Genomic DNA, 23,942 nt, shown 5'->3' with positions numbered 1-23,942 from the left:
ACCCTCGTTCGCACGACCCAGGAGAGCCCCCCATGAACCTGCCCTCCGACGCGGCCTCCTCCTCCGCACTCCGCCCTCCCGACACCTCGTCCGCTCCCGCCCCCGACGCCGGATCCCCGGTGCCTTCCGGCGGCCTGGAGCGCGGGGTGCTCGGCACCGGCGACATCGTCTTCTTCGTGGTGGCCGCCGCCGCGCCGCTGACCGTGATGGCCGGCGTGGCACCGTTCGCGATCTCCTTCGGCGGCATCGGCACACCGGTCGCCTACCTGGCCACCGGCGTGGTGCTGGCACTCTTCGCGGTCGGGTTCACCGCCATGACCGCGCACATCCGCAACGCCGGAGCCTTCTACGCCTACGTCACCCGCGGCCTCGGCCGGGCCGCCGGGCTGGGCGCCGCGCTGCTCGCGGTGCTCTCGTACAACGCGATCCAGATCGGCATGTTCGGTGCCTTCGGGTTCTTCGCCCACACCACGGCCGCCGACCTGCTCGGGCTGGACCTGCCCTGGCCGGTCTGGGCCCTGTTCGGGGTCGCGGCGGTCTGGTTCCTCGGCTACCGCTCGATAGACCTCGGGGCCAAGGTGCTCGGGGCGCTGCTGATCGCCGAGACCGGGATCCTGCTGGTGCTCGCGGTGGCGGTCCTGGTCAAGGGCGGGGCGCACGGGCTGAGCCTGTCCTCGTTCACACCCGAGCACGTGTTCTCCGGCGGGATGGGCGGGGTGCTGGGGCTCTCCTTCGCCGCCTTCATCGGCTTCGAGGCCACCGCGATCTACCGCGAGGAGGCCCGGCAGCCGCACCGGACCGTGCCGCGCGCGACCTACGCCGCGATCGCCTTCCTCGGCCTCTTCTACACCTTCATCACCTGGATGATCGTGCAGGCCTTCGGCGACGCCGAGGCCGTCGCGACCGCCACCGCCGACCCGGCCGGGATGTTCTTCACCGCGATGACCGATTACGTCGGCGGCTGGGCGACGGACGTGCAGCGGGTGCTGATCGTCACCAGCCTGCTCGCTGCGCTGCTGGCCTTCCACAACACCATCACCCGGTACGGCTACGCGCTGGCCGCCGAGGGGGCCGCGCCGGCCGCGCTCGGCCGGATCCACCCGCGCCACGGCTCGCCGTGGATCGGCGGCATCGCCCAGTCGGTGCTGGCGGCGGTGGCCGTCGCGGTGGCCGCGCTGATCGGTGCGGACCCGTACGACCAGTTCTTCCTCTGGGTGAACTCCCCCGGGGTGGTCGGCATCCTGGTGCTCCAGGCGCTGGCCGGACTGGCCGTGTTCGCCTTCTTCCGCCGCAACCGGGCGGCCGCCGCGAGCGCCGGGGTGTTCCGTACGGCCGTGGCGCCGCTCGCCGCCACGGTGCTGCTGTGCGGGGCCACGGGCCTGGTGGTGTGGCGGCTCGACCTGTTCACCGGCGCCGGTGCCGAGGTCAACTGGCCGTTGGTCGCGATCGTGCCGATGGTGTTCCTGACCGGTGTCGGGATCGCCCTGCGGCTGCGGGCCCGACGGCCGGAGGTCTATGCGCGGCTCGGGACGAGCGAGGTCGACGCGGGCTGAGCACGGCGGCAGGCCGGGGCGGACCGGGCCCGCCCGGGCCGGGCCGGGCGACGAACCCGCTCAGGCCCGCCCGCTCGGGCACCCCCGCTCGGGCACCCCCGCTCAGACCTGGCCGCTCAGACCTGGCCGCTCAGACCTGGCCCACGGCCTCGGCGAGCAGCCGGTAGGAGTCGAGCAGCGCGATGCGGTCGTAGGTGCTGGTGGTGACCAGGAACTCGTCCGCCCCGCTGCGCTCCACCAGCGCCGCCAGCTCGGCGGCGGCCTGCTCCGGGGTGCCCGCGATGTGGTCCTTGAGCGACTGCTCGAACCCGGCCCGCTCCCTGGCCGTCATCTCCCGGGCGCGGATCTCGGCGGCGGGGGCCAGCGGCGGGAACTCGCCGTGGGTGCGGGAGTACGCGCCGGCCCAGGCCTCCGGGACGAGCAGTTCGCGCGCCCGCTCCGCCGTGTCGGCGACCGCCACCGTGCCCGAGACCACCACATAGGGCTCGGCGGCCTGGGCCGAGGGGCGGAACCGGGTGCGGTAGCGGTCGATCGCCGCGAGCATCCGCTCCTCCCCGCGGGCGGCGGCGATGACCAGCGGCAGCCCGGCCTCGGCGGCCAGGTCGGCACCTGCGCCGGTGGCCAGGACGAAGGCCGGGACGTGCAGGCCCTCGGCCGGCCGGGCGTGGACGCCTCGGTGGGCCTGCTGCGAGCCGTCGAAGTAGCCGAGCAGTTCGGCCAGTTGGGCACCGAAGTCCTCCGCGGCGTCCTTCTCCCGCCCGAGCGCCCGCCGGACACCGTCGGTGAAGCCCACCGAGCGCCCGAGCCCCATGTCGATCCGCCCAGGGAACAGCGCGGCCAGCACCCCGAACTGCTCGGCCACCACCAGAGGTTGGTGGTTGGGCAGCATCACCCCGCCGGTGCCGACCCGGATGCGGGTGGTGGCCGACGCCACCGCCGCGGCGAGCACGGTGGGCGCCGAACCGGCCACCCCCGGCACACCGTGGTGCTCGGAGACCCAGAACCGGTGGTATCCGAGCCGCTCCGCCTCACGGGCGAAGGACACCGTGTCCCGTAGCGCCTGGGCCGGCTCCTCGCCCTGTCTGGTCCGGGAGCGGTCGAGCACGGAGAGCCTGGTCCTGGGCGGCGCGGCACTGGTCACGCCGGTGGACAACGCCCGCCCGCCGCGAGGGCATTCCCCGGGGTCGGAGCCAGGGCCAGGGCCGTCGGCCGACGGGTCAGGCGCCCGCCCCGGGTATTCGGCCCCGGCCGCCGCCCGCGGCCGCGGCCTTGCCCGTGCGACGGCCCCAGGGCTTGGACACCGACAGGATCACGGTGAAGAGGTAGAGGGCCAGCGCCACCGCCGGAACGATCACCGCGTTGTAGCGGACGAAGCCGAGCTCCGCCGCCGTGATCGCGCCGGTGGGATGCGCGTCCACCACGCGCACCGCGTCGTGCAGCCGGTCGGTGAGGGCGAAGACGGAGGCCGCCATCGCCCCGAGCGTCACCCAGAACTTGGTACTCACCCAGTAGTAGCGGAACAGCCCCCACGGTGTGCCGAGGCCGAGCGCCACCCCGCTCAGGAAGGTGAGCAGGCTCAACGGCAGGATCAGCACGTCACCGAGCAGGCCCATCGCCCGGTAGGCGGTGCGCAGCCGGTCGGCGTCCCCCGCGGGCAACGCCGTCAGCGCCGCCACCGCCAGGGTGAGCAGGCAGAGCATCAGCGCCAGCCAGCTCACCGAGGCGACGACGTGCAGGACGACCAGGGACTTGCGTGCCGCCGGCGGCAGGCGGCGGCCGGTGGACGCTGGTGGGGCCGGTGCGGCCGGCCGGCCCGGCGTCGGTTCGGACGCCGCGACGGCGCCGGTGGGCGAGCGCACGGGGAAACCTCCTTCGAGCGGGACCATCTCAGGACGGCCCCAGGCTCTCCCGTCCGAGCCTCGTCCGGCATCCGACGGTGGAAGTAACCTCGGCTACTCCCGGGCGAGTACGCGCCCCCGGCGACAGCCGGACCACGCCTCCCCCGGGAGTAGCGGCACCGCTGTCAGTCGGTCACCGCGAACCCCTGTGCCGCGCCCAGCTGGTACAGCGAGGCCGCTCCGGGAATCCCGTCCGCCGCACCTCCCTGGTATCCGCAGCGCCGCTGCCAGGCCGCGTACGCGGCGACCGTCCGGGTGCCGAACGAGCCGTCCACCCACCGCTGGTCGAGCAGCCCCTCGTCCGCCAGCGCCTGCTCCACGATCGCCACCTCGGCCCCGTACGTGAGGTGCCCCTGCTCGGCCCCCGGGTCGGCCCCGGCGGCGGCGACCACGTGGGACACCGAGACCGTCCGCTGCCCGGGCAGGTAGCCGAGCAGCCGGCGCAGCGAGCCCTCCCCCGGGACGCCGTCGGCGGCCTGCCCGGAATAGCCCAGACTCCTTTGGTAGTCCGCGTAGTTCTCGGTGTCCGCGTCCGTCCAGTTCGGGCCCGGACCGGAGCGGTAGTGGTCGCCGAAGCCGTGCGAGACCAGCGCCCGCCCGACCGTCGTCACCTGGTAGCCCTGGGCGCCGTAGCCGTACGCCAGGCCGTTGATGTTCACCTGGTAGCGGGCGGGCGTGGCCGGCGGCACCGGCTGGTGCTGCGAGGGCGGGACGTCCGGGCCGCCGGCCGTGAAGTCGGGCCAGGAGCCGGGGTCGGTGTGGTCGTTGTACGGCACGTGGGCGTGCGCGTACCAGCCGCCCTGGGTCTCCCAGACCTGCTCGTCGCGGTGGCCGGAGAAGTCGACCGGTCGGCCCATCGGCCAGTAGTCGGGCACGCCCCAGGAGGCGAGCCAGGCGTGGATGCGGCCCCAGCCGGCGCACGGGGTGTCGACGAGCCGGGGGTAGACGCCGCCCTGGTAGCGGCAGTAGGGGAAGAACACCGCCTCGATCTGGATCACCACCCGCCCGGCCCGGTTGGTGCGGGTCGGGCTCTGGCTGGGGCTGAGCAGGCTCTTCGAGCGGGAGTCGGCCGGGAACATCTGCGCCACCCGGCCGCTGAACGGGTCCCAGATGAGGTGCGGGGCGTCGCCGGCGCCGCCGCCGGTGAAGTAGCCGACCAGGTCCTCGTAGGGGCACCAGTCCTGCGGGGCGGCGGCGGTCGCGTTGCGGTCCCAGGTGATGTGGGCGATGGCCTTCGGCGGGTACTGCTGGTCGGTCGGCGCGTGATCGCCGAGGTCGTGGATGTCGGCACCGGGCAGCCACAGTTCAGGCATTGCGGCCTCCTCCGAACGGCGTGAGGGCATCACTTCCCATATCGGCAGGAACGGCTCGCGGATTAACCCGCGGGCGCAATTCGGCCTCGATGAACCCCTCACACTCGCCCGGCCGTTCGACTGCACGAGAGGTATTCGCCACCGCGTGCGAATCGGGTGCCCGTGCGGGGGCGGCCGGTCGTGCGGAGGGGGCGCATTCCACCCCCACCGGGGCCCCGCTGTCCATCGTTGACATCAAAAGTGGGCCGGTCCACGGTAGTCCGGCGGACCGGCCCCGGGCCCCCGCCCGGGGGCCTCGCGCGCACCCAACTCCCGCTTGTCTCAACAAATCTGACGATCCAACGGAGAATCCCGCACCAGCAAAGAGTCTGCCTCGCCCTGCCCACCATGCGCCCCTGCCCCGAGACCATCGCGGACCTCGCCGAGGAGGCGGCCTACGCCGTCGCGAACTTCGGGGTCGAGGCGCACCTCCTCATCCTGGACACCACCGGCGCCGCCGACTTCGCGAAGAACGCGGGCGCCGTGGCCGCGCTGGAGCCGACCCCCGGCGTGGTCGTCCACCACCTGGGCGAGGAGCGGCAGCGGGAGTTCCTGCGCCGGGTGGCCGAGCGCTCCGGCGCCGCCCACCCCGAGCTGCTGCTCGACCTGATGCTCCCGCCGGCCGTCGCGTACGGCTCCTGCGTCAACCGGCTCTTCCTGGGCGCGGCCGCCCTGGGCTGCGGCTCGGCGCACCTGCGCAACGACGACGCCGACTTCCAGGTCGTCGACGGGCGGAAGGTCTTCCCGATCCACCACGAGCTGCTCTCGATCGGCCGACCGGCCGGCGAGGCGGCGGCCGGGGTCACCCGCTCCGAGCTCGACCCGGCCGACGCGGACAGGCCGGTGATGCTGGTCAGCGGCTCCTTCATCGGCGAACTCAACGTGGACATCAGCGAGATCCGCGAGCTGGACCCGGCCGTCTACCGCGACGTGGTGCGCCTGTGGACCCCGCCGGTGTGGTCGCAGGAGGAACGGGACGCGATGGTGGACGTCTCCTTCAAGGGCGCCGGCTCCGAGCCGTTCGACACCGACGAGTCCGTCCTCGGCGCGCCCGACATCTGGGACGTCTACATGTGCAACATCGCCCTGGACCACCGGGCCTACGAGGTGCTGCCGCTCCTGCCCTCGATCGAGACCATCGGCAGCGACTACGCCCTGCTGCACGCCCTGGTCCACTCCCGGCTGCCCGGCGTCGTCCACAACCGCCACATCGTCAACTACTACACGCCCGAGCGCCGCACCGGCGCCGGCTTCGTCTCCTACCAGCTGCGGTTCGTCAAGTTCCTGCTCTCGATGCTGTACCTGTATCCGGTCTACGGCGGCATGATCGACCTCGGCCGCGGGCTGCTGGACGAGCGGCACGGGCTGAAGGTCGAGCCGATCCTCGACCTGGTGCGGGGCAGCGTCGACTGGGACCGGGCCGGGAACGAGCACTTGCCTGGACGTCCTGGACCGCTCCTACCGCAAGCTGGGCGGCAAGTACGCCGAACTCGCGGACGTGGTGGCCGAGCAGCGCCCGCGACTCCTGGACGAGGCGCGGGAGGACGCGCAGCGCTGGGCCGTGCTGGTGGAGGCCTGGGCGCCGCTGGTGGCCGCCGCCAAGGAGGAGGGGCTCGGCGCCGACACCGAGGAGACCGACGCCGCCGAGGTGCCCACCCGGTGAGCGAGGACCTCCTGATCCGGCGGCTGGCCGCCGACGACTGGGACGTCGTGGTCGCACTGGAACACGACGCCTACGCGGCCGACGGCCTGTCAGAGGGCCGGGAGGCGCTCCGGTCCCGTGCCGTCGGCTCGCCGGAGACCTGCTTCGTGCTGGAACGGCGCGGCACCGTCCGCGGCTACCTGCTGAGCCTGCCGTACCCCCCGTTGCACTGCCCCGACCTCACCCGGCCGGAGCAGGCGGCGCACGAGTCGGGCAACCTGCACGTGCACGACCTGGTGATCGCCGAGGAGCTGCGCGGGCGGGACGTCGCGCTGGGGTTCATGCGGCACTTCCGGGAGCGGGCGCAGGAGCTGGGCTTCGAGCGGATCTCGATGATCGCGGTGCGCGGGGCGGACATCCTGCTGCGGCTGCTCGGCTACCGCGCGCACCGGGAGGTGGCCGTCCCCGCGTGCTACGGGCGGCGCGCGGTCTACATGTCGATGCCGGTGGGCTGACCTGCGGGGATGCCCGGACGGATGATCACCCTTTCGGCCTAGTCCGGACGGCGCGGCTCACTCCGTCGGGTGAAGCTGGTGGCGGCTGCGCCCGCGCGCGGCCGCCGATCGCACCGCCCGTACACCCGAGGGAGCAGCGCATGAAGGCCGCCGTCGTCCACGACTTCACCGCACCGCTGGCCATCGAGGACCGGCCGGTACCGGAACCGGCCGCGCACCAGGTCCGGGTCCGGATCGAGACCTCCGGCCTCTGCCACACCGACATCCACGCCGCCCGCGGCGACTGGCCGGTCAAGCCCAGCCCGCCGTTCGTCCCCGGGCACGAGGGCGTCGGCATCGTGGAGGCGGCCGGCCCGCAGGTCCGGCACGTCCGGGTCGGCGAGCGGGTCGCCATCCCCTGGCTCGCGGACGCCTGCGGGCGCTGCGACCAGTGCGTCTCCGGCTGGGAGACGCTCTGCCTGGACCAGCACAACAGCGGCTACTCGGTGGACGGCGGCTACGCCGAGTACGCGCTCGCGCACGGCGACTACGTCGTCCCCGTCCCGGACGGCATCGACCCGCTGGACGCCGCGCCGCTGTCCTGCGCGGGCGTCACCACCTACAAGGCGCTCAAGGTCTCCGACGCCGGCCCCGGCACCCGGGTCCTGGTCTCCGGCATCGGCGGGCTCGGCCACCTGGCCCTCCAGTACGCCCGGATCTTCGGCGCCGAGACCATCGCCGTGGACGTCACCGACGACAAGCTGGCGCTCGCCCGCGAACTCGGCGCCGACCACGTCCTGGACGCCCGCACCCAGGACGTCGCCGCCGAGGTCCAGGCCCTGGGCGGCGCCCACGCCGCGATCGCCCTCGCCGTCAGCAACGCCTCCTTCCAGGCCGCGTACGGCGCCCTGCGGCGCGGCGGCACCCTCGTCCTGGTGGCGCTGCCGGCCGAGGGAAAGCTCGAACTCCCGGTCTTCGAGACGGTGTTGAACGGCACCAAGGTGATCGGTTCGATCGTCGGCACCCGCGAGGACCTCGCCGAGGTCTTCCGGCTGCACGCCCTCGGCCGCACCCGGGTGATCCGCGAGACCCGCCGGCTCGACGACGTGAACGGCTGCTTCGACGAGGTGCTGAGCGGCAAGGTCTCCGCCCGTCTGGTCTTCGACCTGCGCTGACCGGGGCGGTGCGGCCGCACCCCACCGGGCCCGCCATGTGGTTCGTCCGGTGGCGGGCCCGGCCCGGCGGCGGGCACCATGCCCGGATGCCGTCACCGCCGTACGCCGTCGCCCTCAACCCGCGCTGCCGCCCGCGCTCCCCGGCCGGCTCCTCGACGCCGCCGACGCCGACGAGGAGCCGGCCCTCGTGCTCGCGGACCGCCCGGACCTCACGCCGGAGCAGGTCCGCCGCTCGCCGAACGCGACGAGGACACCGCCGTCCGGCTCGCCTACGGCGGGCTGCTGCGCGTGGCGGACGTCGACCCGGCCGCCCGACCGGCCGTTGCGCTCGCCCTGCTGGACGAGGGGCGCGGCGACCCGGCCTGGACCCCGGGGCCGGCCCGGCACCCAGCTCCGCGCTTCGGCACCGCACCGGTTCCGACCGCCTGGATCGCCGACCGCTACGGCCCGGACCACCTGGCCTGGACCGCCCCCGCGACGACTGACCCGCCGACGACGTCCGGGAGCGGTCGCGGTCGCGTCTCCGTTCCGTTCGGCATGCGTACGAAGTGGCCGACGGTCCGGGATCATGGGGGCAACCACTCGTGCGGCAAGGGGAGTTGCCATGGGGGACGACAGCGGGTTGGCATCGGCCGCGGCAGCGGCGCTGCTGGGCGACGGGCCGCACCGGGCGGTGGCGGACGTGGTGCGGGCGCGGCTGCGGATGGTGCCGGAGGGGGCCCGGGCACTGGCGGCGGTGGAAGCGGCCCCGGGAGACCCCCGGGCTCGGGCACTGCTGACCGCTGCGGTGGCGCAACTGCTCGCCTCCGACCGGGCGTTCGCGCAGTACCTGGCCACCACCGGGCTCGGGAAGCCGTCCGATCCGACCACTGTCCACCTGCGGACCGGCCCGCCGTCCGCGCCGCCGGGCAGCCCGACCACCGTCCAGCTGCGGGTCGACCCCGCGGCCGCCCGGGCGCTCGCCGCCCGCAGGAGCGGGACCGGGATCGTGGCGGCACTCGCCCTGGTGCTGGTCACCGCGCTGGTCGCGCTCGGCGTCCATCTGGGCTCGCGCCCGCTGCTGAAGCCGGGCGGGCCCGATCTGCCGCACGCCGCACCGGCCTTGCGCGACCCGGCGGTGCTGCGCGGCGTGCTGCCGCAACAGCCGCCGCTGCCCGGCTGGCAGCTGGAGCACGGTCCGGACTCGGGGACGGGCCAGGACGGCCCCGTGCCGTGCCTGCTGCCGAGCTCCTGCGACCGGCAACTCGGCTACGCCACCGTGCTGTTCGGAGCCCCGGACGTCCAGCAGGTGACGCTGAGCGCGGTCTCCTTCGACTCCCCCGGGGCGGCCGCGCAGGCCTTCGCCGCCACCCTCGACCAGACCCCCGGGGCCGAGCCCACGGCGGCGCCCCTGGCCGGGATCGGCGACCAGAGCGCCGCCCGCGTCGAGGGGTCGTCGGCGGTGGCGCTGGTCCGGGTCGGCAGCGTCCTGCTGCTGACGCGCGAGAACGACCCCGGCCGGGTGATCGGCGACAACCTGCTCCCCGGTCTCCTCCGGCTGCTCGCCGAACGCGCCCGGGCGGCCCAGCAGGGCAGCAGTCCGACTCCCTGACCGTCAGGGCTTGTCGAGGTAGGCCAGCACTGCCAGTACCCGCCGGTTGCCGTTCTCGTCGTCGGTGAGCCCGAGCTTGCCGAACATCGAGGTGGTGTACTTGCCGATCGCGCTGTCGCTGAGGAACAGCCGCCCCGCGATGGCCTGGTTGGACAGCCCCTCCGCCATCAGGGCGAGCACCTGCGACTCGCGCTCGGTGAGCCGGTCCAGCCGCCGGTTGGCGGGGGCCGAGGAGACCAGCGCGCCGATCACGGCCGGGTCCATGGCCGCGCCGCCCGCCGCCACCCGTTCCAGGGCGTCGAAGAACTGGTCGCCGTCGAACACGCTCTCCTTGAGGAAGTACCCGACGCCGCCCGCGCCGTCGGCCAGCAACTCCCGGGCGTAGAGCTGCTCGACGTGCTGGGAGAGGATCAGCACCGGCAGTCCGGGCACCTCCCGGCGTGCGGCGAGGGCCGCCCGCAGTCCCTCGTCCGACTGGGTCGGCGGCATCCGGACGTCGACGACGGCGACGTCCGGGCGCCAGGTCAGCAGGGCGTCGAGGGTCTCCGGTCCGGTGGTGGCCGTCGCGACCACCTGGTGCCCGTAGGCCTCGATCAGGTGGACCAGTCCCTCGCGCAGCAGGTAGAGGTCCTCGGCTACAACAATTCGCATGGCACCATGATCGTCGCTCGGGTCGGGCCGCCGACCGGGCTGGTGAGCTCCAGGGTGCCGTCGAACACCGCGAGGCGCCGCCGCAGTCCGGCGAGGCCTCCCCCGCTCCCCTCCGCGGCACCGCCGCGCCCGTCGTCCAGGACCTCCACCACGACACCGGTCTCGCTGTGCCCGACGGTGATCCGCACCGTCGCCGCCCCGGCGTGTTTGGCGGCGTTGGTGAGCAGTTCGGCGACCCCGAAGTACACCGCGGACTCGACCGGCGGCTCCAGCCGGAACGGCCCGTCGGTGCCGACGGCCACGTCGAGCGGGCTGTTCAGGGCGAGCGCGCGGACGGCGTCCACCAGCCCGCGCTCGTTCAGCAGCGGCGGGTTGATGCCCCGGACCAGGTCGCGCAGTTCGGCCAGCGAGCTCGCCGCGCCGGCCCGGGCCGCCCGCATCAACGCCCGGGCCCGCTCGGGATCGGCCTCCATCAGCTTCTCCGCGGTGGCCAGCGAGAGTCCGAGCGCGACCAGGCCCGCCTGCGCGCCGTCGTGCAGGTCCCGTTCGATCCGGCGGATCTCGGCGGCCTGGGCGACCGTCACGTCGGCCCGCTGGGCGGTCAGCTCGTCCACCCGCTCGGCCAGCAGCATCGCGCCGGACGGGCCGAGGAAGCGGACGGCCACCGGCTCCACCAGCCGCCAGGCGTACGGCGAGGCGGCGACGGCCGCCACCGCGGCCGTCGCCCCGACCAGCCGGGCCGCCGGCTCCGGCCGCAGCAGCCCGTACACCGCCGACACCGCCACGGCCGGCGGGAGCAGCGCGGCCAGGCCCGCCGTGAACGGGACGGTCACGGCGAACCGCAGGTCGCGCCAGGTGGCCGGGTCGCTCCACCAGGTCCGCCAGGACTGGTCCATGAGGGCGTCCCTGCGGCTGCGCTCGTAGCCGTACCCGTTCCACCAGTAGCCGGTGGACATCCGGGTGACCGGCCCGGCCGTCCGGTAGCCGGCCGGAACGACGGTGCCGGTCCACCGCTCGACCAGGAAGCGCACCGCCCGGCAGACCGGACGGGCCAGGGCGAGCGTGCCGGTGCCCGCCAGCACCACGGGCAGCAGCCAGGACCACGGGTTGGCCGGGCCCCAGAGGACACCCAGGGCCGCGGCCGCCGCCCAGAGCGCCGGGATCGGCAGGGTGACGGCCGCCACCGCGACCGCCCGCAGGAACCCCCGCGCCGCGCGCCCGCCCCATGAACCCATGCCCCGCCCCCGCTCTCCGTCCGATGCGACCACTGTGCACCGTACGGAAACCGTCGGTGTCCTGCGAGGCCGAAGAGTGTGGCCGGCCCCACCCCATCGTGGGCCCCGGCCCATCCGCCACGCGCACGGCCCGCGTCCGTCGCCCGAATGCATGTATCGCTCTCTTGACTGGCGTCACCGACACGCCATACTGGCCTCACTCCCGCTCGCACGATGAGGTGCCCGCCCATGGAGCTCTCCCCCTCAGCGCACGTGGACACGTTCTGTCGAGACCACCTCCCACCCTTCGAGCAGTGGCCGGAACTCCTCTTCGAACTCCCGGAGTTGGCCTACCCCGACCGCCTGAACTGCGCCGCCGCACTACTCGACGACACCATCGAACGCCTCGGCCCGGACCGCCGCTGCCTGCTCACCGCCACCGAGCGGTGGTCCTACGGCGAACTGCGCGACCGCGCCGACCGGATCGCCCGCCTGCTGACCGAGGACCTCGGCCTCGCCACCGGCAACCGGGTCCTGCTGCGCGGCCCCAACACCCCCTGGCTGGCCGCCTGTTGGCTCGGCGTCCTGAAGGCCGGCGGGGTGGCCGTGACCACCGTGCCGCTGCTGCGGGCCGCCGAACTGAGCGAACTGTGCGGCATCGCCAAGCCCGCCGTCGCCCTGTGCGACCACCGCTTCCTGGCCGAACTGCACCGGGCGCACACCCCCGGGCTGCGCGTCCTGCCCTACGGCGGTACCGGCCCGGAGGACCTCACCGCCCGCTGCGCGGCCACACCCGCCGGCTTCACCGCCGTCCCGACCGCCGCCGACGACGTCGCGCTGATCGCCTTCACCTCCGGCACCACCGGCCGCCCCAAGGCCACCCTGCACTTCCACCGCGATGTGCTCGCCATCGCCGACACCTTCTCCCGCCACCTGCTGCACCCCACTCCCGAGGACCTGTTCGCCGGCACCCCGCCGCTCGGCTTCACCTTCGGCCTCGGCGGCCTGCTGGTCTTCCCGCTGCGGGCGGGCGCCGCCGGTCTGCTGCTGGAGCAGGCCACCCCCGAGCAGCTCGCCGAACAGGTCCGCCGGCACCGGGTGAGCGTGCTGTTCACCGCGCCGACCGCCTACCGGACGATCCTCGCCGCCGGGCTGGCCGACCGGCTGGCCGGGGTGCGGTGCTGCGTCTCGGCGGGCGAGCCACTGCCAGCCGCCGTCGGACAGGCCTTCCACGCGGCCACCGGGCGGCGGCTGATCGACGGCATCGGCGCCACCGAGCTGCTGCACGTGTTCGTCTCGGCCGCCGGGCAGGACATCCGCCCCGGCGCCACCGGCAAGCCGGTGCCCGGCTACCGGGCCACGGTGCTGGACGGGCAGGGCCGCCCGGTGCCGGACGGCGAACCCGGGCTGCTCGCCGTCAAGGGCCCGACCGGCTGCCGCTACCTGGACGACGAGCGCCAGCTCGACTACGTCCGCGACGGCTGGAACCTCACCGGCGACACCTACGTCCGGGACGGCGACGGCTACTTCTGGTACCGGGCGCGCCATGACGACATGATCGTCTCGGCCGGCTACAACATCGCCGGGCCCGAGGTGGAGCAGGCGCTGGCCGCCCACCCCGACGTGGCCGACTGCGCGGTGGTCGGCGCGCCGGACGAGCGGCGCGGCACCGTGGTCAAGGCGTACGTGGTGCTGCGCGCGGGCGTCCCGGCCGGCCCGGAGACGGTGCGCGCGCTCCAGGAGCACGTCAAGGGCGCCATCGCGCCGTACAAGTACCCGCGGGCGGTCGAGTTCGTGCCCGAGCTGCCGCGCACCGCGACTGGCAAGCTGCACCGCGCCGAGCTGCGGCGACGGGCCGCACTGACCCCGGCCAGCGTCGCCATCGAGCGCCGGGTGGAGTGGTCCGACACCGACGCCGCCGGGCACTACCACTTCTCCGCCGTGCAGCGCTGGGCCGAGGCGGCGGAGGCCGCGCTGCTGCGCCGGCTCGGGCTGGCGGAGCTGTTCGGGCGGATACCCCGGGTGCACTTCGAGGCGGACTACCGCGAGCGGCTCTGGTTCGGCGACCTGGTCCGCACCGAGCTGCGGGTGGTCCGGGTCGGCGGCTCCTCACTGCACTACGCCTTCGAGGTGTACGGCCCACACGGGCTGGCCGCGAGCGGGCGGATGTCGGTGGTGCACGCCGCCCCGCACGAGGCGGGCGCCGTGCCGTGGCCCGCGCAGGTCCGCCGCACCCTGGCGGAGGCCGGGCCGCAGCGCCCCGAGGTGCTCGCATGACCGCGGTGGCCCGGCGGATCGCGGTGATCGGCGCCGGGCCCGGCGGGCTCTACTTCGCCGCCCTGGCCAAGCAGCTGGCACCCGAACGGGAGCTCACCGTCTTCGAACGGGACGGCCGGGACGACGAGTTCGGCTTCGGCGTGGTCTTCTCCGACGAGACCCTGGACGGCATCGCCCAAGCCGACCCGCGGGTCTTCGCGGCGATCAGCGCCGAGTTCGCCCGCTGGAGCGACATCGACGTCCGCTACGCGGGCGAGGTGCGCACCAGCGGAGGCCACGGCTTCGCCGCCCTGGACCGCAACCGGCTGCGCGCCATCCTGCGGCGGCGCTGCGCCGAGCTGGCGGTGGACGTGCGCTACCGCACCCCCGCCCCACCGGTGGACGAACTGGCCGCCGAGTACGACCTGGTGGTGGCCGCCGACGGCATCCGCTCCGGCACCCGGGCGGCCCATCCGGAGGCCTTCCGCCCGGAGCTGGACGAACGCCACTGCCGCTACATGTGGCTCGCCACCGACAAGGTCTTCGAGGCCTTCACCTTCATCGTCGAGCAGTACGACTTCGGCGTCCTCCAGGTGCACGCCTACCCGTACAGCGCCACCCGCTCGACCTTCATTGTCGAAGCGGCCGCGGACGCCTGGCACCGTGCGGGCTTCGAGTCCCTGGCCGCCCGGGAGTTGACGCGCGGCGAGAGCGACCTGGCCAGCGTGCGGCGCTGCGCCGAGCTGCTGGCCGGCCACCTGGACGGCCACCGGCTGATCCCCAACGCCTCCCGCTGGATCCGCTTCACCACCGTCCGCAACGGGAGTTGGCGCCACCGCAACACGGTGCTGCTCGGCGACGCCGCGCACTCCGCGCACTTCTCGATCGGCTCGGGCACCAAGCTCGCCCTGGAGGACGCCCTCGCCCTGGCCGCAGCGCTGAGCGAACATCCCACCCTGGACAGCGCGTTGGAGTCCTACGAGGCCGAGCGGCGCCCGGTGGTGGAGTCCACCCAGCGCGCCGCGCAGGCCAGCCTGGAGTGGTTCGAGACCATCGGGCGGCGCACCGGGCAGGGCGCCGACCAATTCGCCTTCAACCTGCTCACCCGCAGCCGGCGGGTCACCTACGGCAACCTGCGCGCCCGCGACCGGGCCTTCGTGGACGCCGTGGACACCGCCTTCGGCGGCTCACCCGGGGTGCCGCCGATGTTCCGGCCACTGAAACTGGGCGCGCTGGAGCTGCGCAACCGTATCGTGGTGCCCCCGCTGGCCACCTTCACCTCCCCCGACGCGCTGCCCAGCGGCTTCGACCGGGCTCAGCTGACCGGGCACGCGCTCGGCGGCGCGGGGCTCGTCCTCGCCGGGATGACCGCGGTCGACCCCGAGGGCCGGGCCACCAACCGCTGCCCGGGCCTGTGGACCGACCACCAGGAGGCGGCCTGGCGCCAACTCCTGGACGCTGTCCGGTCGGTGAGCGACACCCCGGTCGGCATCCAGCTGACCCACGCCGGCCGCCGCGGCGCCACCGCCGCCCCCGGGCCGGACGGCATCGGGCGCCCGCTGGCCGACGGCTGGCCGCTGACCGCGCCCTCGGCCATCCCGTGGGACGCCGACAGCCCGGTGCCGCACGAGGCGAGCGAGATCCAACTCACCTCCATCACCGCGGACTTCGCGGCCGCCGCCGAACGCGCCGGCCGGGCCGGGTTCGACGCGCTGGAGCTCCAGTTCGGACACGGCCATCTGCTCTCCTCCTTCCTCTCGCCGCTCACCAACCACCGAACCGACCACTACGGCGGCCCGCTCGCGAACCGGCTGCGGCTGCCCCTGGAGGTGCTGACCGCGGTGCGCGCCGTCTGGCCGGCCGGCCGGCCCCTGCTGGTGCGGATCTCGGCGAGCGACTGGGCGCCCGGCGGCACCACCGAGGAGGAGGCCGTGGCGATCTGCCGGGCGCTCGCCGAGGCGGGGGCCGACGCGCTGGACGTCTCCACCGGCGAGGTGGTGGCGCACCAGCGGCCGCCGTACGGGCGTGGCTACCAGACGCCCTTCGCCGAGCTGATCCGCGCCGCCACCGGCCTGCCCACCATCGCGGTCGGCGCGATCTCCGGGCCGGACGACGCGAACTCCGTCCTGCCGGCCGGGCGGGCCGACCTGGTCGCGGTCGGCCGGGCGCAGCTGTACGACCCGCTCTGGACGCTGCACGCCGCCGCCGAACAGGGCTACACCGGGCCCGGGGCCCGCTGGCCCGAGCCCTGGCGGGCGGGCAGCCGCAAGCCGCCGGGCCCGAACGCCGACCGGGTCGCCCCGCGCCTGCACCTGCTGCGCGAGCCGCCCGCGCCCGTCCACCGCCGCTGGTCACCACCGCTTCCCGAGGAGTGACGGATGCCCCACCTGCCCCGCTTCACCGCCGCCGCCGTGCAGGCCTCCCCGGTCTACCTGGATCCGGCCGCCACCGTCGACAAGGCCGTCGCACTGGTCCAGGAGGCGGCCCGCCGCGGCGCCGAACTGGTCGTCTTCCCCGAGGTCTTCGTCCCCGGCTACCCGTACTGGAACTGGACGATGAACCCGGTGCAGGGCTCGCCCTGGTTCGAGCGCCTGTACCGCGCCGCCGTGGACGTCCCCGGTCCGCACGTCGACGCCCTGTGCGCCGCCGCCCGGCAGGCCGGCGTGGTGCTGGTGATCGGGATCTGCGAGCGCGGCCGGCCCGCCCTCGGGACGCTGTACAACACCCTGCTGATCATCGGCTCGGACGGAGAACTGCTCAGCGCGCACCGCAAGTTGGTGCCGACCTGGGCCGAGAAGCTGACCTGGGCGCAGGGCGACGGCAGCACCCTCAAGGTGCACCCCACCAGCGTCGGCCCGCTCGGCGCGCTGGCCTGCGGCGAGAACACCAACCCGCTGGCCCGCTTCACCCTGCTGGCCCAGGGCGAACTGGTCCACGCCGCCTGCTACATCGCGCTGCCGGTGGGCCCCGAGGACTACGACATGGCGGACTCGATCGCGCTGCGCACGGCCGCCCACTGCTTCGAGGGCAAGGTGTTCTCGGTCGTCTCCTGCTCCACCATCTCGCCCGAGATGGTGGAGCAGCTCGCCGGCGACGACCCGCGGGTCCGTAAGCAACTCGCCCGCCCGCACAGCGCCCTGTCCGGGATCTTCGGTCCGGACGGCCGTGCCGTCACCGATCCGCTGGTGGACGAGGAGGGCATCGTCTACGCCGAGATCGACCTCGGCCGCTGCGTCCAGCCCAAGCAGATGCACGACATCGTCGGCCACTACAACCGCTTCGACGTCTTCCGGCTGCACGTGGACGACCGTCCGCTGCGGCCGCTGGTCTTCCCCGAGGAGCAGGCGTGACCAGCCTCGAAAGCACCCCGCACCACGGCGATCCGCTCACCGACGACGACCGGATCGGCCGGGCCCGGGTCACCGACAGCCCCGAACTACTCGCCTACTACGAGGAGTTGGCGGAGCACCAGGCCGGCGCCCTGTGGACGGTCGCGAACGAGATCGAACCCTGGTACCCCCAGCCGAAGTCCGTCCCGGTGCTCTGGCGCTACGCCGACCTCCGTCCACTGGTGGGCAAGGCGCTGCCCCTGGTGAAGGCCGACGACGCGGGGCGCCGGGTGGTGATGCTGGTGAACCCCGGTCGGCGCGAACTGAGCGCCGCCGTCGGCCTGTTGTACACCGGCCTCCAGATCATGGGCCCCGGCGAGGCGATGACCGCGCACCGTCACCAGGCCTCCGCCCTGCGCTTCGTCCACGAGGGCACCGGTGCCTGGACGATCGTGGACGGGCAGAAGCTGAAGGTCGGCCCGCGGGACTTCGCCATCACCCCCAACAACACCTGGCACGAGCACGGGAACGAGTCCGACGACGCCCCGGTGATCTGGCAGGACGGCCTGGACATCCCGCTGGTCAACACGCTCGACGCCAACTTCTACGAGGTCCACCCCGAGCTCCACCAGCGGCCCGGGCCGGTCATCAACTCCTCACTGCTCAGCTACGGCGCCAACCTGCTGCCGTACGGCGTCGAGAAGTGGACCAGGCCCTACTCGCCGCTGTTCGGCTGGCCCTGGGAGCCCAGTTACGAGGCGCTGGCCCGGCTCGCCCGCGCCACCGAGGGCTCGCCCTACGAGGGCGTGATCATGGAGTACACCAACCCGGTCACCGGCGGCCCGGTGATGCCGACCATGTCCGCCCACCTGCAACTGCTGCGCCCGGGCCAGGCCACCCGCGCCCACCGGCACACCGGCTCGGTGGTCTACACGGCGGCCAAGGGGCACGGCGTCTCGGTGGTCGCCGGGCATCGCTTCGAGTGGCGGCAGGGGGACATCTTCGTCGTGCCGTCCTGGGCCTGGCACGAGCACGCGAACCTCGACCAGGGCGAGGACGCCTGCCTGTTCTCCTTCGACGACTTCCCGCTGACCCGTTCACTCGGCCTCCACCGCGAGGAAACCCACCCGGACGGGCACCAGCCCACCACGACCGCCTGACCAGGGAGCCCACCGCCATGCAGCTGCTGACCTTCCGCGCCGACGGCGAGGACACCCCCCGCCTCGGCGCCCGGCTCGACGGCGACCGGATCGCCGACCTGACCGCCCTCGCCACCGCCGCCGGAGTCCGGCTCCCCGCCGACCTCCTCGGGTTGATCCGCGCCGGGCGGCCCGCCCTGGCCACCGTCCACGCGCTGCTCGCCGCAGTCCCGCCCACCCGGCCGCTCGCCGAGGTCTCGCTGTGCGCGCCACTGCGCCCCGGCAAGATCGTCGGCGTCGGGCTCAACTACGTGGAGCACGTGGCCGAGGCGCACCGCAGCCTGGACACCGACCGCGAACTGCCGGACCGCCCGGTGCTGTTCAGCAAGCCCTCGACCGCCGTCACCGGCCCCGGCCGACCCATCCTGCACAACGCCCACCTCACCAAGCAGCTCGACTGGGAGTGCGAACTCGCCGTGGTGATCGGCACATCCGCCTTCCGGGTGGCCGAGGCCGACGCACTGCGGCACGTGTTCGGCTACAGCATCGTCAACGACATCAGCGCCCGCGACCAGCGCCGCTCCGGGCAGTGGTTCTTCTCCAAGGGCCAGGACAGCTACGCGCCGTTCGGCCCGGTCGTGGTGACGGCCGACGAGATCCCGGATCCGCAGCGGCTCGACCTCTCGCTGCGGGTCAACGGCGAGCTGCGGCAGGACTCCAACACCCGCCACATGCTGTTCGGCGTCGCCCGGCTGATCGCCGACATCTCCTCCGGGATCACCCTGGAACCGGGCGACGTGATCGCCACCGGCTCCCCCTCGGGCGTCGGCGCCGGGATGGTGCCCCCGCAGTTCCTCCAGCCCGGCGACCTGGTCGAGGCCACCATCGAGCGGATCGGCACGCTCGCCAACCCGGTGATCGACGCCCGATGATCGACGCCCGGTGATCGACGCCCGCTGAGAGGAGCCCCGCCCGATGACCACCTACCGGATCGGCCAGATCGTCCCCAGTTCCAACGTCACCATGGAGACCGAGGTCCCCGCCCTGCTGCGGGCCCGCGAGGCGGTCGCCCCCGAACGGTTCACCTTCCACTCCAGCCGGATGCGGATGACCAGGGTCACCCCCGAGCAACTGCGCGCCATGGACGCCGAGTCCGACCGCTGCGCCGCCGAGCTCTCGGACGCCCGGGTGGACGTGCTCGGCTACGCCTGCCTGGTCGCGGTGATGGCCGCCGGCCCCGGCTACCACCGCGACGCCGAGCGGCGGCTGCACTTGCGCACCGTCCAGAACGGTGCCCCCGCGCCCGTGGTCACCAGCGCCGGGGCCCTGGTCGCCGGGCTACACGAACTCGGGGCCGCGAAGGTGGCCATGGTCACCCCGTACCTGCGGCCGCTGGCCCGGACGGTGGTCGAATACCTCGCCGCGGAGGGCATCGAGGTGCTCGACCACGCCGCCCTGGAGATCGCCGACAACCTCGACGTGGCCGCCCACGATCCGGCCAAGCTGCCCGCGATCGCCCGCGGTCTCGCCTACACCGAGGCGGACGCGGTGGTGCTCTCGGCCTGTGTGCAGCTGCCCTCGCTGTCCGCCGTCGAGGAGGCCGAGCAGCAGCTGGGCAAGCCGGTGGTCTCGGCCGCCGTCTGCACCACCCACCAGCTCCTGCGGGCCCTCGGCCTGCCCGCCTTCGCCCCGGGGGCCGGGCAGTTGCTCTCCGGGGCGTACGCGTAGGACGGCTCGGGCGCCCGGGAAGGCAGGAACCCACGCCCTCGGACCGGCACTCTCGTTATGATCGCCACCACCGTCGGGGAGGAGGGCCCGCGCATGTCCGAGAGCACCACCCGGCCCAGCTCCCTGATCCACACCGTCTACGGCGAGTTCGTCCGCCGCCTCGGCGGCTGGATATCCATCGCCGACCTGATCGCGCTGCTGGCCGAGCTGGACGTCGACGGCCCGGCCGTCCGCTCGGCGACGTCCCGGCTGAAGAAGGCCGGCACCCTGCTCCAGGAGCGCCGCGCGGGGACCGGGTACCGGCTCGCGCCGGCGATGGAGCCGGTCTTCGAGGAGGGCGACCGGCGGATCTTCCACAGCCTGGGGCCCGCCGAACTGGCGGACGGCTGGGTGGTGGCGGTCTTCTCCGTCCCCGAGTCCGCCCGCGCCCACCGCCACCAGCTGCGCTCCCGGCTGAGCTGGCTCGGCTTCGGCAACGCCGCCCCCGGGGTCTGGCTGGCGCCCGCCCGGCTGCTGCCGGACGCCCGCCGGCTGCTGGACCGGCTCGGGCTGAGCGCCTACGTCCACCTGTTCCTCTCCGCCGAGTACGCGGGCTTCGCCGATCTCCGTACGGCGGTGGCGAGTTGGTGGGACCTCCCGGCGATCGAGGCGCAGTACGCGGCCTTCGTCGGCACCTGGCGCCCGGCCGCCGAGGAGCTGCGCGGGCGCTCGCCGGTCGACCCGGCCGAGGCGTTCCGCGACTACGTGCCGATGCTCACCCAGTGGCGCCGGCTGCCGTACCTGGACCCCGGGCTGCCCGCCCAGCTGCTGCCCGCCGGCTGGAACGCGGTGCCGGCCCGCGCGGTGTTCACCGAGTTGCACGGACTGCTCGCCGGGCCCAGCCTGCGGTACGTCGAGAAGGTCACCGGGCAGTCCCGCCGTCCCCAGGAGCCGCAATGACCGACCCCGCCCCCGCCTCGACCGCCGGGCTGCTGATCCGCGCCGCCGCCGTGCACACCCTGGTGCCCGGCGAGCCGCCGCGTCGCGCGATCGCCGTCACCGGCGGCCGGATCACCGCTCTCGCCCCCGCGCCCGACGGACTGGACGCCCTGATCGGGCCGGACACCGAGGTGGTGGACGCCCCCGGCTCGACCGTGCTGCCCGCCTTCGACGACACCCACACCCACCTGGTCCTGGCCGCCCAGAGCGTCCACGGGGTGCCGGTCCACCGGGCCCGCGACCTGACCGAGTTCCTCGGCCTGATCCGCGAGCGCGCCGCCCGCACCCCCGCCGGGGAGTGGATCCACACCACGGTCAACTGGCAGGAGGCGCTGCTGACCGAGCAACGGATGCCCACCACCGCCGAGTTGGACGCGGCCACCGCCGACCACCCGGTGCTGGTGCGGCGCGGCGCGTACAACATGGTGCTCAACTCGGCGGCGCTGCGGCTGGCCGGGATCACCGAGGCCACCGAGGCGCCGCCCGGCGGCGTGATCGAGCGCGACGAGCACGGGCGGCTCACCGGCCGACTGGTCAACCGGGCGGTGGAGCCGGTCGAACGGGTGCTGCCACGCCCCACCCTCGCCGAGCGGATCGAGGGCCTGCGCGCCGCCTCCGCCGCCTTCGCCGCCACCGGGATCGGCACCGTCCGCGACTGCCTCGTCCCCGTCGAGGACCTCGACGTGCTGGACGCCGCCCGGGCCGAGGGCGCGCTCGCCGTCCGGGTCCGGGCCCTGGTGTCCGGCTTCGCGGCCCGTACGCCCGAGCAGGTGGACGCGCTGCTGGACCGGATGGACGCCTGGCGCGCCGCCGGCCGGGACGACGACCGACTCAGCCTGTGGGGCGTCAAGTTCGGCATCGACGGCGGCTTCGAGGCGGGCGCGCTGGAGGAGCCCTACCAGGGGCAGCCGTGCTACCACGGCCGACTGCTCTGGGAGCCGGTCGAGCTGCTCGCGGCGGTGGACCGGGTGGTCGGACGCGGCTGGCGGGTCGGCGTGCACGCCTGGGGGGACCGGGGACTGCGCGTACTGCTGGACGTCTTCGAGCAGGTGGTCAAGCGCCGCCCCGGCCTGCCGCCCGGCACCCTGGTGGTCGAGCACGGCGGCCTGGCCCGCCCCGAACAGCGGGCCCGGGCGATCGCGCTCGGCGTCCCGGTGACGGTCCAGCACCCGCTGCTGCACGACGGCGCGCTCACCCAGCAGCGGGCCTGGGGCGAGGAGCGCACCGCCGCGCTCTTCCCGCTGCGCGAGTGGCTGGACGAGGGGGCGCTGCTCACCGGCGGCTCGGACTTCCCGGTCGGCCCGTACGGCGCGATGGTGTCGGTGTGGGGCATGACGACCAGGGACACCACGGCCGGGGTGATCGGCCCGGAGCACGCGATCGGACGGGCCGAGGCGGTCGCGCTGCACACCGTGAACGCGGCCCGACTGACCGGCGAGAGCGGTGTGCGCGGCAGCCTGCGCCCCGGGGCGTACGCCGACCTCACGGTGTGGCCGCTCGATCCGCTGGACTGCCCGGCGGACGCGCTGCGCGAGTTGCTTCCCAGCCGCACGGTGGTCAACGGTCGCACCGTGCACCACATGTGACGGATGGTCAGGCTGCGGCGAGCTCCCGCAGGTCGATGCCGCGGTGCAGCGCGCGCAGGTCCTCGTGCAGCGTGGACGGCGGGACGACGAGCACCCCGCAGCGGGCCCGCTTGAGGCACTGCCGGGCGACCGAGCGGCGCAGCGCACGACGCAGCCCGGTCCGCAGGCCGCCCTGCTCGCCGCTGGAGACCACCAGCAGGTCGTCCGGGCGGTCGGCGAGTCCGGTCAGCACGGCGGCGGCCTCGCCGCGCAGGACCATCGGCTGCGACGGCAGGCCGATCGGCAGGCCGCCGAAGGCCTGCCCCAGCGCCTGCTCCAGCCGCCCCTCGGCCAGCTCCTGCCAGGCGCGCAGCAGCGGCGGGCACGGCCGGGCACGGTAGTTGCGCTCGCCGCCGACCGGCGTCCAGGCGAGCACCGGGACCAGGACGGCCTGCCGGGCCCTGGCCTCCTCCGCCGCCCGGTGCAGGGCGGTCAGGCTGTGCAGTGAGCCGCTGACTCCGACGATGACGCGGGCGCCGTCCGACATGATCCTTCGCTTTCCGATGTCAAATCTCTTCGATGTCTGCGATTAAGCTGCCACACCGTTCGCTTGACCTGCAAATCGAAGGCATTCACTGAATATCACCTTGCATCGCCCGGCATACCCATACCCCGGCCTTCCATGCCCCGACCGTCCATGCCCCGACCCTCCAGGCCCGGCCCGCCCCCGCCCGAGCCGTCCACCAGTCGGACCTCCTGGAGCAGCCCCCAGGTGAAGTCGGCCTGACACGAGCGCGGCCGCCCGTCGGCGTCCGGCGCCGTGAAGTCCAGCCGGAACCTGGTCGGCGCGCTCCCCTCACGCGGCACGGCACGGGGGAACGCGACCCCGACGTCACCCACCACACAGCTCCACGGCGTGAGGTCGGCCAGCGTGCGCAGCGCGGGCGCCGGGGCGCCGGCCGCCCGCACCAGCCACTCGTTCAGCAGCCGGCCGCGGATCTCCGCCGGGCCGAGCAGGATCTCGAAGCGCAGCTCGGGCCAGAGCGGCAGCGCCCACTGCCGCACGGTGCAGGCGAGGTCGCCGATCCGGCGCGGCGCGCTCGCCTCGGCGGGGCCGAGCACGGCGGTGTACCGGGCGGCGCCGCGCGGGAACCCGGGTGCGCGGAGCATCGCCTGCCAGCGCTTGTTCGCCTCCCGCATCGAGGTCCGGGTGGCGCCGAGCCGCCGCACCGCGTCCTCGACCAGTCCGGGCTGGAAGTCGGCCATCCGACGCAGCAGCACCAGCTGGAACTCGGTGACCCCGAAGCCATTGATCGCCATGCCAGAAGCCTAGAACTCTTCCCATATTCGAGCGCACGTTCGAATTGCGGCGTACCC

The 23,942-nt window shown here is 74.3% G+C and carries 19 protein-coding genes and 2 pseudogenes; 14 read left to right on the top strand and 7 right to left on the bottom strand.

Annotation, left to right across the window (positions count from 1 at the left end; genetic code table 11):
• Positions 1-32 precede the first annotated feature (32 nt).
• On the top strand, positions 33-1,553 hold the full coding sequence (locus QWJ13_RS17120; RefSeq protein ID WP_316525414.1) for an APC family permease: 1,521 nt from the start codon (positions 33-35) through the stop codon (positions 1,551-1,553).
• A gap of 130 nt (positions 1,554-1,683) precedes the next feature.
• Here QWJ13_RS17120 and QWJ13_RS17115 read toward each other — a convergent pair whose 3' ends face one another.
• The 3 genes from QWJ13_RS17115 to QWJ13_RS17105 all read right to left on the bottom strand — a co-directional run bounded on the left by QWJ13_RS17115 (position 1,684) and on the right by QWJ13_RS17105 (position 4,764).
• Positions 1,684-2,694, bottom strand: a complete 1,011-nt coding sequence (locus tag QWJ13_RS17115) for an LLM class flavin-dependent oxidoreductase (protein WP_316525413.1) — start codon at positions 2,692-2,694, stop codon at positions 1,684-1,686.
• Positions 2,695-2,770: 76 nt separating this feature from the next.
• Positions 2,771-3,412: a DUF2269 domain-containing protein gene (locus tag QWJ13_RS17110; protein ID WP_316525412.1), complete on the bottom strand. Its 642-nt coding sequence runs from the start codon at positions 3,410-3,412 to the stop codon at positions 2,771-2,773.
• A 164-nt stretch (positions 3,413-3,576) separates the two neighbouring features.
• Positions 3,577-4,764 carry a peptidoglycan-binding protein gene (locus QWJ13_RS17105; RefSeq protein WP_316525411.1) on the bottom strand — a complete coding sequence of 396 codons (1,188 nt, stop codon included), beginning with the start codon at positions 4,762-4,764 and terminating at the stop codon, positions 3,577-3,579.
• Positions 4,765-5,151: 387 nt separating this feature from the next.
• Between QWJ13_RS17105 and QWJ13_RS17100 the strand changes: the two are divergent.
• The 4 genes and pseudogenes from QWJ13_RS17100 (at position 5,152) to QWJ13_RS17085 (ending at position 9,705) form a co-directional block, all read left to right on the top strand.
• A pseudogene (locus QWJ13_RS17100) lies at positions 5,152-6,466 on the top strand (DUF6271 family protein).
• On the top strand, positions 6,463-6,960 hold the full coding sequence (locus QWJ13_RS17095; RefSeq protein WP_316525409.1) for a GNAT family N-acetyltransferase: 498 nt from the start codon (positions 6,463-6,465) through the stop codon (positions 6,958-6,960). The pseudogene QWJ13_RS17100 and the gene QWJ13_RS17095 overlap by 4 nt, the downstream one beginning before the upstream one ends.
• Positions 6,961-7,100: 140 nt before the next feature.
• On the top strand, positions 7,101-8,114 hold the full coding sequence (gene adhP / locus QWJ13_RS17090; protein ID WP_316525408.1) for an alcohol dehydrogenase AdhP: 1,014 nt from the start codon (positions 7,101-7,103) through the stop codon (positions 8,112-8,114).
• A 604-nt stretch (positions 8,115-8,718) separates the two neighbouring features.
• Positions 8,719-9,705 carry a hypothetical protein gene (locus QWJ13_RS17085; protein ID WP_316525407.1) on the top strand — a complete coding sequence of 329 codons (987 nt, stop codon included), beginning with the start codon at positions 8,719-8,721 and terminating at the stop codon, positions 9,703-9,705.
• A 3-nt stretch (positions 9,706-9,708) separates the two neighbouring features.
• Here the strand turns inward: QWJ13_RS17085 and QWJ13_RS17080 are convergent, their stop codons facing one another.
• Together QWJ13_RS17080 and QWJ13_RS17075 are read right to left on the bottom strand one after the other, a co-directional pair.
• Entirely contained in the window at positions 9,709-10,356 is a 648-nt protein-coding gene (locus tag QWJ13_RS17080) for a response regulator transcription factor (RefSeq protein WP_316525406.1), read from the bottom strand.
• Complete coding sequence (locus tag QWJ13_RS17075; protein WP_316525404.1) at positions 10,341-11,591, bottom strand: sensor histidine kinase; 1,251 nt, start codon at positions 11,589-11,591, stop codon at positions 10,341-10,343. Before QWJ13_RS17075 ends, QWJ13_RS17080 begins: the two co-directional genes overlap by 16 nt.
• Before the next feature lie 228 nt (positions 11,592-11,819).
• On the opposite strand from QWJ13_RS17075, the pseudogene QWJ13_RS17070 reads away from it, so the two are divergent.
• The 9 genes and pseudogenes from QWJ13_RS17070 to QWJ13_RS17030 form a co-directional block, all read left to right on the top strand.
• Positions 11,820-13,430, top strand: a pseudogene (locus QWJ13_RS17070) (AMP-binding protein); the annotation flags it as partial.
• A gap of 33 nt (positions 13,431-13,463) precedes the next feature.
• Complete coding sequence (locus QWJ13_RS17065; RefSeq protein WP_316526003.1) at positions 13,464-13,847, top strand: acyl-CoA thioesterase; 384 nt, start codon at positions 13,464-13,466, stop codon at positions 13,845-13,847.
• Positions 13,844-16,201, top strand: a complete 2,358-nt coding sequence (locus tag QWJ13_RS17060) for an oxidoreductase (protein WP_316525403.1) — start codon at positions 13,844-13,846, stop codon at positions 16,199-16,201. The genes QWJ13_RS17065 and QWJ13_RS17060 overlap by 4 nt, the downstream gene beginning before the upstream one ends.
• 3 nt (positions 16,202-16,204) lie before the next feature.
• On the top strand, positions 16,205-17,176 hold the full coding sequence (locus QWJ13_RS17055) for a carbon-nitrogen hydrolase family protein (protein WP_316525402.1): 972 nt from the start codon (positions 16,205-16,207) through the stop codon (positions 17,174-17,176).
• On the top strand, positions 17,173-18,315 hold the full coding sequence (locus QWJ13_RS17050) for a cupin domain-containing protein (RefSeq protein WP_316525401.1): 1,143 nt from the start codon (positions 17,173-17,175) through the stop codon (positions 18,313-18,315). Before QWJ13_RS17055 ends, QWJ13_RS17050 begins: the two co-directional genes overlap by 4 nt.
• A 17-nt stretch (positions 18,316-18,332) precedes the next feature.
• Entirely contained in the window at positions 18,333-19,226 is an 894-nt protein-coding gene (locus QWJ13_RS17045; RefSeq protein WP_316525400.1) for a fumarylacetoacetate hydrolase family protein, read from the top strand.
• A gap of 43 nt (positions 19,227-19,269) precedes the next feature.
• On the top strand, positions 19,270-20,022 hold the full coding sequence (locus QWJ13_RS17040) for a maleate cis-trans isomerase family protein (RefSeq protein WP_316525399.1): 753 nt from the start codon (positions 19,270-19,272) through the stop codon (positions 20,020-20,022).
• A gap of 93 nt (positions 20,023-20,115) precedes the next feature.
• Entirely contained in the window at positions 20,116-20,961 is an 846-nt protein-coding gene (locus QWJ13_RS17035) for a PaaX family transcriptional regulator (RefSeq protein WP_316525398.1), read from the top strand.
• Positions 20,958-22,586, top strand: a complete 1,629-nt coding sequence (locus QWJ13_RS17030) for an amidohydrolase (protein ID WP_316525397.1) — start codon at positions 20,958-20,960, stop codon at positions 22,584-22,586. Before QWJ13_RS17035 ends, QWJ13_RS17030 begins: the two co-directional genes overlap by 4 nt.
• 7 nt (positions 22,587-22,593) lie before the next feature.
• Here the strand turns inward: QWJ13_RS17030 and QWJ13_RS17025 are convergent, their stop codons facing one another.
• Together QWJ13_RS17025 and QWJ13_RS17020 are read right to left on the bottom strand one after the other, a co-directional pair.
• The gene (locus QWJ13_RS17025; RefSeq protein ID WP_316525395.1) at positions 22,594-23,112 is read right to left on the bottom strand and encodes a universal stress protein; all 519 of its coding nucleotides are present in this window, start codon (positions 23,110-23,112) and stop codon (positions 22,594-22,596) included.
• 95 nt (positions 23,113-23,207) lie between these two features.
• Positions 23,208-23,885, bottom strand: a complete 678-nt coding sequence (locus QWJ13_RS17020; protein WP_316525393.1) for a hypothetical protein — start codon at positions 23,883-23,885, stop codon at positions 23,208-23,210.
• Positions 23,886-23,942: the final 57 nt, after the last annotated feature.

It is taken from the genome of Kitasatospora brasiliensis (assembly GCF_032654805.1).
Lineage (GTDB): Bacteria > Actinomycetota > Actinomycetes > Streptomycetales > Streptomycetaceae > Kitasatospora > Kitasatospora brasiliensis.
This window is presented reverse-complemented; position numbering and strand designations above follow the sequence as displayed.